This window comes from Marinifilum fragile JCM 15579 (assembly GCF_001310955.1).
Taxonomy (GTDB): Bacteria; Bacteroidota; Bacteroidia; order Bacteroidales; family Marinifilaceae; genus Marinifilum; species Marinifilum fragile.
This window is the reverse complement of record NZ_BAZX01000049.1, coordinates 1-15851: the sequence shown is the minus strand read 5'-3', so window position 1 is coordinate 15851 and position 15851 is coordinate 1. Positions and strand designations below refer to the sequence as shown.

The window sequence follows — 15851 nt, the reverse complement described above, 5'->3', positions numbered from 1 at the left end:
CAAAGTTGAAAACAGCAGTAATTTCCAAATTTATATATATTAATTTTTTTCATCTGATTATAAATTTTTAAAAGTCAATTTTCACATTAAATCCAAAATTTCTTACTGTTGGGTATGAACCCGAAAGATATCCTTGAGCTAAACCTGCAGATAATCCAGATTCTGGATCTGCATAAGGAACATGCTTATCTATAATCCAAAGGTTACGTCCAATCAAAGAAAGTGATACATTTTGTGCAAATCCACTTATTAAGCTTTTCGGTAAATTATACGTTAACGACAACTCTCTCAACTTAACAAAAGAAGCATCATAAATTGTTAATGCCGAAGGATTTCTTGAGTTATTACCCCAATAATATGCTCCACCATAGTAGTCGGCTCTCGCACGTGTAGTATTAACTTGTCCGTCAGCAGTTACACCTTGATTTAAAATACCACCACCTTCAGATACAGGATCGCGTTTAGGATTTCCTAGCTCATTCAAGCCAGCCGTATGCTTCAAAACACCGGTACCTTGTCCATAATGCATATCAAGAGAATAAACATCTCCACCCTGTTGAATATCAATCAAGAAACTCAATGTCAACCCTTTATAACTAATCGTATTTGTAATACCTCCTGTCCAATCAGGATTCTGATCTCCAATTACTTGATCTGTTTGTGATACATAATAGCCAGACGAGTTTACAATTCTTTCACCATTTTCATGATACAAGAAACCTGTTCCTCTAATTGTTCCTAGAGGTTTTCCTTTAGTTGCATTGATAGAAACTCCTCCTTGATATGAATTAATAACAATGTTATCAAGGCCTTGATACAAGTCTACAACTTCACTTTTATTTTTAGCCCAGTTGATATTAACGTCCCAGCTAAAATCTTTTGTTTTTACAGGTGTACCATAAAGACCTAATTCTATACCTTTATTTTCAACCTCTGCAGCATTAACCCATCTTTGTGAATAACCAGTCGCCTTACTCTGTTCAACAGGAATCAACATATCCTCTGTTGTTTTATGATAAAGTGACAAATCAACACCTAATCTATTATTAAGAACTTTTGTTTCCAAACCAAATTCATACTCTTTAGTTCTCTCTTCTTTCAGTTCTTGATTATTTTTAGTAGAACTATAACTATATCTCTGGTATTGACCAAAATTTTCGTCACGAACATAGGTATCAAATACATTTAAAGGACTAGTATCATTCCCTACTTCCGCATAACTTAATCTTATTTTTGCAAGATTTAGCCAAGAGTAATCCATTAGACTTGATAACAAGAAACTTGTTGAAGCCGAGTAATAGTTATAATTATTATCACTTTTAGGTAATGATGAAGATTGATCAATACGATCGGTCAATTCTAGATACAAGAAATCTTTATAAGATAATGTAGCTTGAGCATATACACCATAAACCCTTTTCTCTTCTAAACTTTCAAAAGGGAAAGGATTCGGATTTGCTGAATTACTTAACGCATAAATACCAGGCACAACAAGACCACCTAAGGTAGAACTAATTACGCGATCTGTTTTTTCATCTCTAATGTTAAAACCAACAACTCCCGATAATGCAAAATCATCAGCAATCTTTGTATCGTAATTAAACATCAAATCGTAATTCAATTCTGTTCTTTGGATATCTTGACGCTGATATCCTGAACTTTCATCCTGACGAAGTAAGCCAAATGGAGCTGGAGTAGATCCTACCGCTCTTCTTTCTTCACGAATTTCATTGTAAGTATCCAAAGAAACTCTTGCTGTAATATCTAACCAATCAAAGGCATCAAAATTCAAATATACATTTCCGTAAAATCTATCACGTGCATCAGATTGATAATTCTCATATCTGGTCCAATAAGGGTTATCCCAAAAAATAGGGGTTAAAGGATCACCTCCAATAGTTGCAGTATGATTCCAAGTATAATTTTGTCTTGTATCCTTATATATCCTCTCTTGATCTTTAACATCAACATTTACCTGCCACCATTGGCGGAACTGAGACATTAAATTATCTGAATATCCAGTAGAATTACGACCTTTTGTATCTTGAAATGATGCATTGGCACTAATACCCACCTTCAACCTATCATTAATTTGATTATCTCCATTAAATGCAATAGTATTACGATTTAATTTTGAATTTGGTAAAACACCAGAAGTATGGAAGTTTGTAAAACTCAATCTAAATGTACCATTTTCTCCACCTCCAGTTAACTCTACATTATTAGTAAAACCAACTTCTGTTTCAAAAAAGTCAGATGGATCATTATCCGCTCCTTTATATTCGTATGCTTTCTGATAGTTTGGAGAACCAGGCACAAAAGAGTCCCACTGATATGCCATTGTACCATCAAATTTAGCTCCATAAGAACCATCTTCATAAAGTGGCACAACTAAATCATCAACTCCATCTCCGTCAAAATCAAAATCATCAAAACCATCAGTATTTCCATAATACCAAGGTGCATATCCTGCACCATACTCTTTCTGATATTTCGCAAATGTTTCCTTATCAATACGACCAATTGAAACACCTGAATTAATGCTTATACCTAATCCTTTTTTTGCAGTACCTTTTTTAGTAGTAACCATAACAACACCATTGGCTCCACGTGAACCATAAATAGCTGTTGCAGCAGCACCCTTAAGCACACTCATTGCCTCAATATCATCTGGATTAATATCAGATAAAGCACTACCATAATCATAACCAGTACTACCGCTACGTTGAGCACTTGAATTAAATGTAGAACCTCCAATCGGTACCCCATCAACAACAAATAAAGGTTGGTTACTTCCAAAAATAGAAGAGTTACCTCTAATTACCATATTCGGGGATCCACCAAAGTTGTTTGATTGCTTAATCTGGACACCTGCAATTTTACCTGACATGGAACTCATCAAGTTCTGTTGCTTCACTTTTGTAACTTCATCGCCGCCCAAATCAGTTACCGAATATCCAAGAGATTTTTTTTCTCGAGTAACACCCAATGCAGTTACAACAACTTCATCCATACCAATAGATTCAGTTTGAAGAACAACATTAATTACAGTTTTATTTCCAACTGGAATTTCTTGAGTAACCATACCAACGAAGCTAAACATTAAAATGTCTTCAGGGGATGCTTCTAAGGTATACTTACCATCGATATCGGTACTGGCTCCAATCGTAGTACCTTTAATAACAACAGATACTCCAGGCATGCCCAGACCATCTTCAGCATTAGTTACCGTACCGGTAATCTGTTTGCTTTGCGCATTTACTATCTGTAATCCCATAAACATGAGGAAGACAAATAGTCCAATCATTTTTTTCATAAAAAAACTTTTTAGTTAGTAATTAAGTAAAGATGCAAAATGGTTAATGGTAATTCTTGACATTAAAAATAGCACTTTAATTGGTTTTAACAAATTTTAACAACTACTAACCTTGGGGTTTTCAAACGTTTACGTAAGTTATTTTCACATTTTATGTTTGTCATATTATTTTAGAAATATTTACACATTACAGAAAAAAGCAGCAATTACAAATAAGCTATCTCACTGATTCACTTAATATAGCTATATGATATTTATCAGTTTTTTAATGTCACTAACTAAAACATAAATTTTAAAAAATGACTTTTGTCATTTTTTTATTATAATCAAATAAGATAACTTTTTTAGAATAAAATTAATTCTTGAGCTTTTACTACTTTATAAATACAAACAAAAAAGGCTGTCTCAAAAAGAGACAGCCTCATACCTGAAACTATTCAGTAGTTTCTAGTATCCTTTATTTTGTACCATATTTGAATTAGCATCCATTTCAGCCTTAGGAATAGGCCATGACAATCTATAATCTCCATAAGGTATAGTAGCAGCAAAATTTTGTTGTAAAGAAATTTTCTCAATATCCTTACCAAATCTTACCAAATCTTCGAAACGATGTCCTTCGAAAATGAATTCTTTTCTTCTTTCATTAAGAATATCATCCTTAGAAACTGAAGTATATGCACTAGCACCTCTATTTGAAGTAATCAAATTCATTTGAGTTAATGCATCTCCACCTGTTTCATACAAAGCCTCAGCATAGTTTAGGATAACCTCTTCGTAACGCATTACAATTACATTATCCTCACCTTTATTATTAGGATATTTTCCAATATTTCTTAACATTGAATCTTCCCATCCAAGAATACCTGCTCTAACATCACCATCTTCATAAAGATCAGCAACTTCATCAATTACTTGTACATCACCATAACTTCCACCACCGGTTGTTCTGTAAATGTAAGCCAAACCATTAATACCTTGGTTATCCGAAGAATTAAATGCCAACTCAAAAATTGAATTTGCAGATTGATCTGCAGTCCAATGCTTTACATAGTCACTCGCTGGTATAATTGAATAATTTTCACTATCAATTACTGCCTCACAAGCTGCAATGGCTTCTGGCCACATACCAAAATAAACGGCAACTCTAGATTGAAGAGCTTTGGCGGCATACTTAGTTAAAAACTCAGTTGACGAATATGACCCATCCATTAAATCAAAAGCCATATCCAAATCACCCATTATTTTTGTTTTACACTCTTCTACAGTATTACGTGCAGGAATTAAATTCTCACCTTTAAATTCTGTAACGTATGGTACACCTAATGTTCCACCTGTATGCTGTTGTCCATATTGTTTTAACAAATCAAAATGTACTAAAGCACGTAGAGCATAGGCCTGTCCCTGAAGATGTTTGATATATGATTCATCACCCTCCAAATCCGCTGGAACTTGGCTAATGATAATGTTGGCTCCAGCAATTGCTTCGTAAGCTTCATCCCAAAAATATCCAGTATTTTCACTGTATTTAAAGCCAGCTTGCGTCGTAAAACGACCTGAATTACCATTAGAAAAACAGTTATCACTGCGAACCTCATTATTGATAATATAATCTCTTCCGTAATATGCAGCATCAGTTAGAATACTATAAGAACCCTTAATGATAGCATATAAGTTATCTGCCGAAGTTATTCCTCCGTTGATCAATTTATTCTGTTCTAAAGATGGATCCAAATCATCTGTAGTACATGCATTAACTGCAAAGAAAAGCACAATTAACATTGCTAATCTTGATAATATATTCAATTTTTTCATACTTGCTTAAAATTTCAAATTAACACCAAAGATAAATGATTTAGCTGGAGGAGTAGTCATTCCTGTATAACCATCTGTATCAACTTCAGGGTCATAGTCTAAATTATCATCTTTTACCCAAGTTAATAAATTAGTTCCTCTTACGTATACTCTTAATCCGCCAATTCCTATAGCGTCTGTAACATTCTTATTGAAATCGTAACCCACTGAAAGATCTTTCAAACGAATGTAATCACCATCATATAAGAATTTTGAGTGTCTTTGCCAAGGTCTACCAGTATATTCAAATTTACCATATCTAGTTTGATCCCCAGGCTTTTGCCATCTGTCTAACAACTTATCAACACCTTGATAATATAGAACAGAGAATACATCAGTACCATTGGTATATCTGTGCCACTCTTCATATACTTTATGACCACCAGCATAATAAGCACTTGCATCCATAAAGAACCCTTTGTAGTCCACATGAAGATTTAAACCAGCTGTAATTTTAGGAATTGCACTACCTCCTTGCCAAACTTGATTTGCATCATTAAAGTTCGAAGTGGTTTCGCTTCCTTCACCATCAACATACCATAATTCATTACCAGTATCTGGATCAACGCCAGCCCATGTTGCATATACCATCCATAAACAGGATGTCCTGTAGCCACTCTTGTAGTATTATCTGTAATGTTTCTTTCTACTCCGTTGTCGTCAATAGCTAACTCGGTAACTTCATTCTTGTTTGTACCTACATTAGCACCAAGGGATACATTAAAATCATTTGAACGAATAATATCCGCATTCAATTCAAATTCCCAACCTTTGTTCTCCATCTTACCAATGTTTCTTGTTTGCGAAGAGAATCCAGTAGTTAGAGAAAGAGGCTCATCTAGCAACATATCCTGTGTTTCACGGAAATAATATCCAATAGAACCAGAAATTCTATTATTAAACAAACCGAAATCAATACCTAAATCAAGAGAATAAGATGTTTCCCATGTTAATTCTTGATTTCCAAATGTTCCTGCATAAGATGCACCTTCACCTGCATAATCTGCATCAAAGTTTAGCAATTCCTGATATTGATTTAAACCGATATTTGCATTACCAGTCTTACCATAAGATGCTCTTAATTTTAACATATCGATTTGATCCATATTTGCCATGAAATCTTCACGATTAATATTCCAAGCACCACCTAATGCCCAGAAATTACCCCAACGATTATCTGCAGAGAATCTAGAGCTACCCTCACGACGATAAGTAATATCTGCTACATACTTGCCATTATATGAGTAATGGATCATTCCTAAATAAGAAGCAACCGACCAATCTGTAAACCACGCATTAGCAGTTGTTGGATTACCAGCAGAATTTAAGTTTGTTAAACCAACATCAGAAAAATTATCAGCTTCAGCTGCTAAGAAATACAATCTATTTTTTTGAAATTCCTGAACCACTTTAAAATCAAAATCATGACCACCATCTAATTCCAATGAATAATCTACCATATTCTGGAATACATAATTGGCACGATTTCTATTAGTTTGATAACCATAACCTCTTGTCGCACCATCACCATCACCAGAAATTGGATTATCATATGTCTTATAATGATATACCTGATAATCAATATTCATTCTAGTAGTGAATGTAAGATTTTCAATAGGTGTCTTCCAAGTTAAAGAGTTATTCGTAAGAATTCTAGTCAATCTATTTTCATCAATATCTTGTTCTGCAATGAATAATGGATTAGGCAAATCAGTATCCAAATTGTATGAACCATCTTCATTATAAGCAGGAGTAATAGAAGGCATAAAAAATTTCACTGCTCGAGGCGAAGAAAAATATGCACTACCTTCCAACAAACCATCCTGATAGGAATGAGATCCTGTATTCTTAGTAGAAAATTTAAAACTTGGCGACAAATCTACATCCAAATTAACAGAACCAGAAATTCTTTCAAATTCAGAACCAATAACTGTAGCTTCTTGCTTCAAATATCCACCAGAAATATAATAGTTATAACCTTTTCCACCTCCACTAGCAGATAGATTATACTCTTGCATAGGAGCATCATCATTAGTGATTAATTTGGCCCAATCAGTTTCAGGTCTTCCTGCAGCATTCCATCTTACATAATCCGTACCAAAAGCATTTGGATTAGATTCATAAAAGTTTCTTGCACCTTCTTGATCTGAAAATTTATACTTTTTACCATAAGTATTAATTAAAGATTCATAAAACAACATCTCTCTATCCGCTCCTTTAAGAACACCAGGACCATCAGTTGCATCATTTGAAATACCATAAGTAGCACTAAAATTAATATTAGCTTTACCTGATTTACCTGATTTAGTAGTAATAACAACTACACCATTAGCTCCACGAGCACCATAAGCTGCCGTAGCTGATGCATCTTTCAAAATTGAGATAGACTCAATATCATTACTATTCAAAGTAGCAAGCATAGAAAGAGAAGATGTTGCAGTACTAGTTGAAACATTTCCATCCACCATAGGAACACCATCAATTACATATAGCGGATCATTACCTGCGGTAATAGAGCTTCTACCACGAATACGAATTTTCTGTTGTGACCCTGGAGTACCAGATGCACCAGAAACAGCAACACCAGCAACCCTACCTTGAAGAGCCTGATCCACACTAACAACAGGCATATCAGCAAGATCCTCACCTTTTACCTGTACAGTAGAACCGGTCACCTCACTTTTTCTGTGAGCAGTATAACCTGTTACAATAACCTCATCAACTCCGATCGATTCAGATTCCAACACAACATTTATTACAGTTTGATCTCCAACAGTAATTTCTTGTGTTACCATCCCAACGAAACTAAACATTAAAATATCCGATGCTTGGGCTTCCAACGAATATTTTCCATCAATATCAGTACTAGCACCAATCGTAGTACCTTTAATAACAACAGAGACGCCTGGCATACCCATGCCATCCTCAGCACTTGTTACAGTACCGGAAATCTGTTTACTTTGCGCATTTACTATTTGTGAACCTATAATAAATAGACACACAAACAGTCCAATCATTTTTTTCATAAAAAACTTTTTTAGTTAGTAATTAAGTAAAGATTCTAATATGGTTAATGGTAATTTTAGATCATAAATATAATAGAATTATCTCTTTTAACAAATTTTAACAAACTTACACAACCCAATAATTACATGACTTTTATCATGTTTAATAAGTTTTTACATAAAGCTTGTTTCTGACTATAAAATTTCAAATACTATAATCGCCTCACAATCAACTCTAATTTCACTCCTTTATATTGGATTAATTTTATTTTTCTTTTTTTGTATTATAAGCATAAAAATATCGTCAATAAAAAAAATACAATTATTGAAATGATATTTGAGAAGATAATAATGTTACTTATACTTACATTTGAAAAAAAATTAAACAACAATGGAAAACATATTAAGCAAATTAGAGCCAAAAGAAGTTTGGAAGCACTTTGAAGATATTTGTCAAATCCCTCGCCCTTCTAAAAAGGAAGAGAAGATAATTGAGTTTTTAATTGAGTTTGGAAAGAAAAACAATTTAGAAACTAAAAGAGATGAGATTGGCAATGTTTTAATTAAGAAACCAGCTACACCTGGTAAAGAAAACTTCAAAACAGTGGTTTTACAATCACATATGGATATGGTTTGTGAGAAAAACAACGATACAGTTCATAATTTTGACACAGATCCAATAACTCCATGGATTGACAATGGTTGGGTAAAAGCAAAAGGTACTACCCTTGGTGCTGATGATGGTATAGGTATGGCTGCAGAAATGGCACTTCTTACTTCTACCGATATTGAACATGGACCAATTGAGTGTCTTTTTACAGTAGATGAGGAAACGGGTTTATCTGGTGCTTTCGCTCTACAATCAGGTTTCTTCGATGGAAAAATCTTACTGAATTTGGATTCAGAAGACGAAGGTGAGATCTTTATTGGATGTGCCGGAGGTATTGACACCTTAGCTAACATGGAATATCAAAAAGAAGAGGTTCCTAGTGGACATTTTGCTCTTAGAATTGATGTAAAGGGATTACTTGGAGGTCATTCTGGCGATGAGATTAACAAAGGACGTGGAAATTCGAATAAAATACTAAATAGATTTCTGTGGCAAATTAACAAGAAATACCACATTCGAATTAACGAATTTAATGGTGGTAACCTAAGAAATGCGATTCCTCGTGAAGCATATGCCATTATTACAATCCCTTCAGAGTTTAAGGAAAATGTTAGAGCCGACTTGAACATTTACGCTGCAGAAATGGAGCATGTTTGGGAAATTTACGAACCTAAACTTAAGATCTCATTAGAATCTGTTGAAAAGCCAGCTTTTGTTGTAGATGTCAATACGAGCAACAATTTAATGGATGCTATATATGCCTGTCCTCACGGTGTTTTTACCATGAGTTCAAGAATGCCAGGCATGGTTGAAACTTCAACAAATTTAGCTTCAGTTAAATTTATTGATGACAACAAGATACAAATCACAACTTCGCAACGAAGTGATGTGGATAGCGAAAAATACAACATTGCCCAAATGGTTGGAAGCTCTTTAACATTGGCTGGAGCTCAAATAGAACACACGGATGGTTATCCAGGATGGGCACCAAATCCTAATTCTGAAATTTTAACTGTGGCAGTTGAATCTTATAAAAAGCTTTTTGGCAAAGAGCCAGTAGTAAGATCTATTCATGCAGGATTAGAGTGTGGATTATTTCTAGAGAAATATCCAGAAATGGACATGATTTCATTTGGCCCAACATTAAGAGATGTGCATTCTCCTGATGAAAGAATTAATATCGAAACGGTAGAAAAATTCTGGCTCCATTTGGTAGATATCATTCAAAATATGCCAACAAAATAAAAACAATAATTCCTAAAATGCGATCAAAAATTGATCGCATTTTTTCCATCCCAAATCGTAAAAAAACTGGTGTTGAACCAATGCAACTAGCCCCTTATCATGAATCAGGAACATTGGTCAAATCATTATCAATTCTACCATACGAATACTTTCCAATTTTATAGAAAAGATGTAGTTTTGCGTGCTATTTTAATACACATATCTTGAATCAAGAAATTTACCAAAATATAAAATTCTGGTTTGATACATACACAAACCGTTTTTTAAGCGAGAATGATGAAATTCAACTGAATTTTGACCTTAAAAGAAGTCACTCTTTTAATACGGTTGAAATCATTACAGAACTTTCATTAGACTGTGAATTAGATGATGAACAGTTATTAATTGCAAAAACAATTGCTCTTCTTCATGATGTTGGAAGATTCGAGCAGTTATTGAAACACGAAACTTTTTCGGATAACGAACAGGATAATCACATCGATTTAGGGATCGCTATTTTAAAATCGGAAAATGTACTCGAAAAACTAGAAGAGGAAACAGTCCAAATCATTTTCGAATGCATCAGACATCATGAAGTCAGCACTTTACCAAAATCGATAAATGAGAATGCGTTAACATTTCTTAAGCTACTTAGAGATGCAGATAGAATAGATATCCTAAATATCTTTTCAAAATACTACTCGGAATGTAAGCCTGGCACCAATAAAAGACTAGAAATGGAACTGGCAGATAAACCAGAAATCTCGAAAATGGTTTATAAATCCGTTATGGATGAAAAGGTAATAAGCAAAAAGGATATTCTTACACTTAATGAGCAGAAGCTTCATCAAATGTCATGGGTTTACGATTTAAACTTTAAAAGGAGCTTTAAAGTGGTAAGTGAAAAGAACTACCTAAAAAAGATCTACGAATCTTTGCCTAAAAAAGATGAAGTTATAGATATGTACAGACAGATGAAAATCTATCTCGAAAACAACTTATAATCCATTTTGAAAACTTTATTTAGATTTATTTTAAATTAATCACCTTATTTGTCTGATTTGAATCGAAGAATATATATATTTACATCGGAATTATATATAAATTGAGATTAACATGAGAGACATAGTTTGCAACTGTCAAATGGTAGACAGAACAACAATAAATAGAGCGATTCACGATAAAAATGCCACTACAATTGAAGAAATTAGGCGATATACAGGAGCCAACACAGGATGCGGAAAGTGTATGTCGTACATCAATAGCATTTTAGACGAAGAAGTTCCTAAAATTGTTAAAAAAGAAGAAAACACACAAGGTAGCAGATTTAAACTATGGTAATAAAGCTTCGATTATCGAAGCTTTTTTTATTTCTACAAATTCTCCTACAAGAATCAATATTATAAAAGGAAACAGGAGAAACGAAAAACAATATCATTCTCGCCTCTCCCATTAAAACCATTTTAACATCTGATATAATTAGTTGTTATAAATATATAACATCCCTTCAATATAAAAAAATTGGACATTTAAAAAGGCAAAACCTTCCGAAAGCCCCGAGATGTTTGATTACTTTTCCGATGAGCGGGTTCCAAACCCGATGGGAGCTATTTCAAATGCGATGGGTTGATTAAAACCCCAATGGAAATCATTACAGATCCAATGGAAACAAAAAAGGACTGTCGATTACTCAACAGTCCTTTTGATATATTAACTATAGATATTTGGCTACATTAAGAAGCTTAATAAAATACCAGCACCCACAGCAGAACCAATTACCCCAGATACGTTAGGAGCCATAGCATGCATTAAAAGGTGATTTGTTGGATCGTTTTGTAATCCCATATTTTGAACTACACGAGCACTATCTGGTACAGCTGATACACCTGCAGCACCAATCATTGGATTGATTGGACGATCTTTTGGCGAGAACCAGTTCATGATTTTAGCGAAAATTACACCACCGGCAGTTGCTACGATAAATGAAGCAGCACCAAGACCGAAAATCATGATAGAGTCAGCAGTTAAGAACACGTCAGCCTGAGTAGAAGCACCTACAGTAACACCCAACAAGATTGTAATGGTGTTGATCAATGCATTACTAGCAGTATCTGCCAAACGGTTTGTAACAGTTGATTCTTTTAACAAGTTACCAAAGAACAACATACCCAATAGAGGTAGTGCTGTTGGTGAAATATATGCAGTCAGCAACAATCCTACAAGAGGGAAGATAATCTTCTCAAGACGAGTTACCGCACGTGGTGGCTTCATCTTAATCTTTCTTTCCTTCTTAGTTGTAAGTAAGTTGATGATTGGAGGCTGAATTACAGGAACCAATGCCATATAAGAATAAGCAGCAATTGCGATAGGACCGATCAGGTTTTTCACTGTTTCACCATTGGCCATTACGTTCATACCGTTTGCCAATTTCGACGAAAGGAAGATAGCTGTTGGACCATCAGCACCACCAATGATACCAATTGCACCTGCTTCGGGTGGAGCAAAACCTAGGGCTAATGCACCAAGGAAAGTAGCAAAAATACCAACCTGAGCTGCAGCTCCTAATATCATCAATCTTGGATTCGAGATTAATGATGAAAAGTCTGTCATGGCACCAATTCCCAAGAAAATCAATGGTGGATACCATCCATTAACAACCCCGGAATACAGAATATTCATTACTGAACCTGGCTCGTAGATACCTAACTTCAAGTTGAAGTCTACCGCCTGAAACATTGGAATATTACCAATAATAATACCTGTACCAATAGGGATTAATAGTAATGGCTCATAATCATATCTAATTGCCAAGAAGATGAAAAGCAAACCGATCAACACCATCAAAAGGTGACCACCAGTAACGTTTGCAAATCCAGTAAATTCATAAAAGTTCTTCAATCCAATTACTGCGCTTGAGTTGTGCTCGCTGTCCAGCACTGGATTTCCAAAATTCAATAAATCACCTTCCATCTTAGCAACACGCTTGCCAATATGTAGAGTCTCTGTAGTAGTTACGTATGCATTTGAACCCGAGTTAGGTCAGTATTCTTTTGCAAGTGAGTAACTTCTTTAGGGTTAAAAGTCATTGTTAAGTTAGTACCATTTAGTACCCAACGACCCGTAAACCTTTGCTTAATAGAGTCCATTGTAAAGGTATTATCCTTTTTGAACTCGATAGTTTTGTAACGTTTTACCGTTGTATTCGATTCTCCAATTGGATTTGGGATGTAACCATCCGCATGGTTTACCCATTTTCCGCTTGTTAGTTTAGCTGTTGCATCCCCTTGATCCTGAGCAATAGAGTTTATTGCAAACCCCATTATCAAAATCATCGAGAATACCAATGTATAAAGTTTTCTCATTGTGTCAGTTCTTTGACTTTAAATTCAAAAATGTTATGCAATTTCAACAAGAACATCGTCCTGAAGCACGCTGTCACCTACTGCAACCTTAATGGCTTTAACAGTACCTCCTTTTTCAGCCATAACATTATTTTCCATCTTCATTGCTTCCATAACCAGCACCGTATCACCTGGGTTAATGGTATCACCAACAGCAACGTTGATTTTAATAATGCTACCTGGAAGTGGAGCCTTAACAGTAGTTGCACCAGCACCACCTTTTTGAATTTTTCCTTCGCCTGGTTTGTTTACAACAGGCTTACGAACTAGTGTAGGTGTTTTAGTTGTTTTTTCTGCAATGTGTACATCTACATCATAACTAGTTCCGTTCACTTCTATTTTGGCATTCGATCCTTCAAAATCCTTGATTTCAACATCGTATTCCTGCCCTCTTATTGTAAATTTGAACTTTTTCATTTTTTTATCTCGGTTGATTATTTACTCCATAAATCTTAGAACTCCATGGAGAATAATTCTTAGTAACTTTTTTAATTGTGATGATATTGCTCTCTTCATCGTGCAACTGATTGAAGTGCATGTGTAAAGCCATAGCGATGGCTGCATTCACGTTTCCTTCAACACTTAAATCATCAACTTCTGCGCAAGGTTTACCTTCTTTTACAAGCTTCTTTCTCAAATTAAGCTGTAACAGTTTAGGCAAATTGGTGAAAACAATAACCAAAAGTATCAATGCAACAAATACAATAGTATACCCAACAAGTGCTACTGTCCAACCTCCTTGACTTCCTATAGATAATAAATTCATCATCATAGTCCTGTTTTTTTACAATGGAATATTAGAGTGCTTCTTAGGTGGATTCACCAACTTCTTAGTCTGTAGAGACTGGAATGCACGAATCACTCGGAAACGTGTATTTCTTGGTTCAATTACATCATCAATATAACCGTAAGAAGCTGCATTGTAAGGATTAGCAAATGCCTCATTGTACTCAGTTTCTTTCTCTCCAATGAACTTCACTTTTTCATCATCGCTTAGTTCAGCAAGCTTTCTTCCATGAAGAACTTCGATAGCTCCTTTAGCACCCATCACTGCGATTTCAGCAGTTGGCCAAGCGTAATTCAAATCTCCACGAAGTTGCTTAGAAGACATTACATCGTGAGCACCACCGTAAGATTTTCTAAGAGTAATAGTTACTTTTGGTACAGTAGCTTCACCGTAAGCGAACATTAATTTCGCACCGTGAGTAATGATACCACCGAATTCTTGTCCTGATCCAGGTAGGAATCCAGGAACATCAACCAATGTTAAAATTGGAATATTGAAACAGTCACAGAAACGGATAAATCTAGCCGCTTTTCTAGATGATTCAATATCAAGAACACCAGCAAGGAAGTTTGGTTGGTTAGCAACCACACCTACTGACATTCCGCCCATACGAGTAAAACCAACGATGATATTCTTAGCATAGTGACGGTGAACTTCCAAGAATTCTGCATCGTCAGCAATTGCATAAATAACATCCTTCATATCGTAAGGCATGTTTGGATTATCAGGAATAATATCATTAAGAACATCTTCCATTCTATCGATTGGGTCAGCACACGCAACGATAGGAGCTTCTTCCAAGTTGTTTGAAGGCATGTAAGATAATAACTTACGAATAATAGCAATACCTTCTTCCTCATCTTCCAACATGAAATGAGAAACACCTGATTTAGAAGCATGCATTTTCGCACCACCAAGATCCTCAACAGAGATATCTTCACCTGTTACAGTTTTTACAACCTTAGGACCGGTAACGAACATGTACGATTTCTCTTCAGTCATCATGATGAAATCTGTCAATGCTGGAGAATATACAGCACCACCCGCACATGGGCCGAAAATTGCAGAAATCTGTGGAATAACACCAGAAGCAAGAATGTTTCTTTCGAAGATTTCAGCGTATCCTGCCAAAGCAGTTACACCTTCCTGGATACGAGCTCCACCTGAATCGTTCAAACCGATAACTGGTGCACCCATTTTCATTGCCATATCCATGATCTTACAAATCTTCTGTGCAAAAGTTTCTGACAAAGAACCTCCAAATACAGTAAAATCCTGAGAGAATACGAATACCAATCGTCCATCGATAGTACCTTGTCCTGTAACAACACCATCTCCTAAGAATTTGGTTTTTTCCATACCAAAGTTAGTACAACGGTGAGTCACGAACATATCGAACTCCTCAAAACTTCCTTCATCAAGAAGCATGTCGATTCTTTCGCGAGCTGTATACTTGCCTTTTTTGTGTTGAGATTCGATTCTTTTCTCACCTCCACCAAGCTTAGCCTCTGCTCTTAAATCAATTAGTTTTTTAATCTTATCCTGACTAGCCATAACTTTATTGAGTTATTTATATATATATAATTATTGTATTTTATGTAATTATGTTGTTTTATTTGTCACCACAAAGCTCAGTCAATACTCTCATGTTGATTTG

General features: G+C 35.1%; 12 protein-coding genes. 3 read left to right on the top strand and 9 right to left on the bottom strand.

The window, feature by feature from the left end:
- Positions 1-67: 67 nt before the first annotated feature.
- The 4 genes from JCM15579_RS19375 to JCM15579_RS19360 all read right to left on the bottom strand — a co-directional run bounded on the left by JCM15579_RS19375 (position 68) and on the right by JCM15579_RS19360 (position 8193).
- Positions 68-3316, bottom strand: coding sequence for a SusC/RagA family TonB-linked outer membrane protein (locus JCM15579_RS19375; protein WP_054722876.1), 3249 nt, complete (start codon positions 3314-3316; stop codon positions 68-70).
- 447 nt (positions 3317-3763) lie between these two features.
- Positions 3764-5128: a RagB/SusD family nutrient uptake outer membrane protein gene (locus JCM15579_RS19370; protein ID WP_054722874.1), complete on the bottom strand. Its 1365-nt coding sequence runs from the start codon at positions 5126-5128 to the stop codon at positions 3764-3766.
- A 6-nt stretch (positions 5129-5134) separates the two neighbouring features.
- Positions 5135-5575, bottom strand: coding sequence for a hypothetical protein (locus JCM15579_RS21065; protein WP_054722872.1), 441 nt, complete (start codon positions 5573-5575; stop codon positions 5135-5137).
- Positions 5576-5604: 29 nt separating this feature from the next.
- Complete coding sequence (locus JCM15579_RS19360) at positions 5605-8193, bottom strand: SusC/RagA family TonB-linked outer membrane protein (protein ID WP_054722870.1); 2589 nt, start codon at positions 8191-8193, stop codon at positions 5605-5607.
- Between the two features lie 370 nt (positions 8194-8563).
- Here JCM15579_RS19360 and JCM15579_RS19355 point away from each other — a divergent pair, with 370 nt between their 5' ends.
- The 3 genes from JCM15579_RS19355 to JCM15579_RS19345 all read left to right on the top strand — a co-directional run bounded on the left by JCM15579_RS19355 (position 8564) and on the right by JCM15579_RS19345 (position 11347).
- Positions 8564-10027 (top strand): aminoacyl-histidine dipeptidase, encoded by a 1464-nt coding sequence (locus JCM15579_RS19355; protein WP_054722868.1) that lies wholly within the window; start codon positions 8564-8566, stop codon positions 10025-10027.
- A gap of 203 nt (positions 10028-10230) precedes the next feature.
- Positions 10231-11010 (top strand): HD domain-containing protein, encoded by a 780-nt coding sequence (locus JCM15579_RS19350; RefSeq protein WP_054722866.1) that lies wholly within the window; start codon positions 10231-10233, stop codon positions 11008-11010.
- Between the two features lie 112 nt (positions 11011-11122).
- Positions 11123-11347 carry a (2Fe-2S)-binding protein gene (locus JCM15579_RS19345; RefSeq protein ID WP_083464780.1) on the top strand — a complete coding sequence of 75 codons (225 nt, stop codon included), beginning with the start codon at positions 11123-11125 and terminating at the stop codon, positions 11345-11347.
- Positions 11348-11734: 387 nt separating this feature from the next.
- Here JCM15579_RS19345 and JCM15579_RS19340 read toward each other — a convergent pair whose 3' ends face one another.
- The 5 genes from JCM15579_RS19340 to JCM15579_RS19320 are packed head-to-tail and all read right to left on the bottom strand — an operon-like array spanning position 11735 to position 15748.
- A complete protein-coding gene (locus JCM15579_RS19340) occupies positions 11735-12976 on the bottom strand; it encodes a sodium ion-translocating decarboxylase subunit beta (RefSeq protein ID WP_054722862.1) in 1242 nt (413 codons plus the stop codon).
- Between the two features lie 41 nt (positions 12977-13017).
- Entirely contained in the window at positions 13018-13368 is a 351-nt protein-coding gene (locus JCM15579_RS19335; protein WP_054722860.1) for a hypothetical protein, read from the bottom strand.
- Between the two features lie 33 nt (positions 13369-13401).
- The gene (locus tag JCM15579_RS19330) at positions 13402-13824 is read right to left on the bottom strand and encodes a biotin/lipoyl-containing protein (protein WP_054722858.1); all 423 of its coding nucleotides are present in this window, start codon (positions 13822-13824) and stop codon (positions 13402-13404) included.
- A 4-nt stretch (positions 13825-13828) separates the two neighbouring features.
- Positions 13829-14176 carry an OadG family protein gene (locus JCM15579_RS19325; RefSeq protein ID WP_054722878.1) on the bottom strand — a complete coding sequence of 116 codons (348 nt, stop codon included), beginning with the start codon at positions 14174-14176 and terminating at the stop codon, positions 13829-13831.
- Positions 14177-14191: 15 nt separating this feature from the next.
- The gene (locus JCM15579_RS19320) at positions 14192-15748 is read right to left on the bottom strand and encodes an acyl-CoA carboxylase subunit beta (RefSeq protein ID WP_054722856.1); all 1557 of its coding nucleotides are present in this window, start codon (positions 15746-15748) and stop codon (positions 14192-14194) included.
- Between the last annotated feature and the right edge of the window lie 103 nt (positions 15749-15851).

Coding starts and splice junctions, on each gene's coding strand:
- JCM15579_RS19375 (WP_054722876.1), bottom strand. CDS start 3,316: ATGAAAAAAATGATTGGACTATTTGTCTTCCTCATGTTTATGGGATTA.
- JCM15579_RS19370 (WP_054722874.1), bottom strand. CDS start 5,128: ATGAAAAAATTGAATATATTATCAAGATTAGCAATGTTAATTGTGCTT.
- JCM15579_RS21065 (WP_054722872.1), bottom strand. CDS start 5,575: ATGGATGCAAGTGCTTATTATGCTGGTGGTCATAAAGTATATGAAGAG.
- JCM15579_RS19360 (WP_054722870.1), bottom strand. CDS start 8,193: ATGAAAAAAATGATTGGACTGTTTGTGTGTCTATTTATTATAGGTTCA.
- JCM15579_RS19355 (WP_054722868.1), top strand. CDS start 8,564: ATGGAAAACATATTAAGCAAATTAGAGCCAAAAGAAGTTTGGAAGCAC.
- JCM15579_RS19345 (WP_083464780.1), top strand. CDS start 11,123: ATGAGAGACATAGTTTGCAACTGTCAAATGGTAGACAGAACAACAATA.
- JCM15579_RS19340 (WP_054722862.1), bottom strand. CDS start 12,976: ATGGAAGGTGATTTATTGAATTTTGGAAATCCAGTGCTGGACAGCGAG.
- JCM15579_RS19335 (WP_054722860.1), bottom strand. CDS start 13,368: ATGAGAAAACTTTATACATTGGTATTCTCGATGATTTTGATAATGGGG.
- JCM15579_RS19330 (WP_054722858.1), bottom strand. CDS start 13,824: ATGAAAAAGTTCAAATTTACAATAAGAGGGCAGGAATACGATGTTGAA.
- JCM15579_RS19325 (WP_054722878.1), bottom strand. CDS start 14,176: ATGATGAATTTATTATCTATAGGAAGTCAAGGAGGTTGGACAGTAGCA.
- JCM15579_RS19320 (WP_054722856.1), bottom strand. CDS start 15,748: ATGGCTAGTCAGGATAAGATTAAAAAACTAATTGATTTAAGAGCAGAG.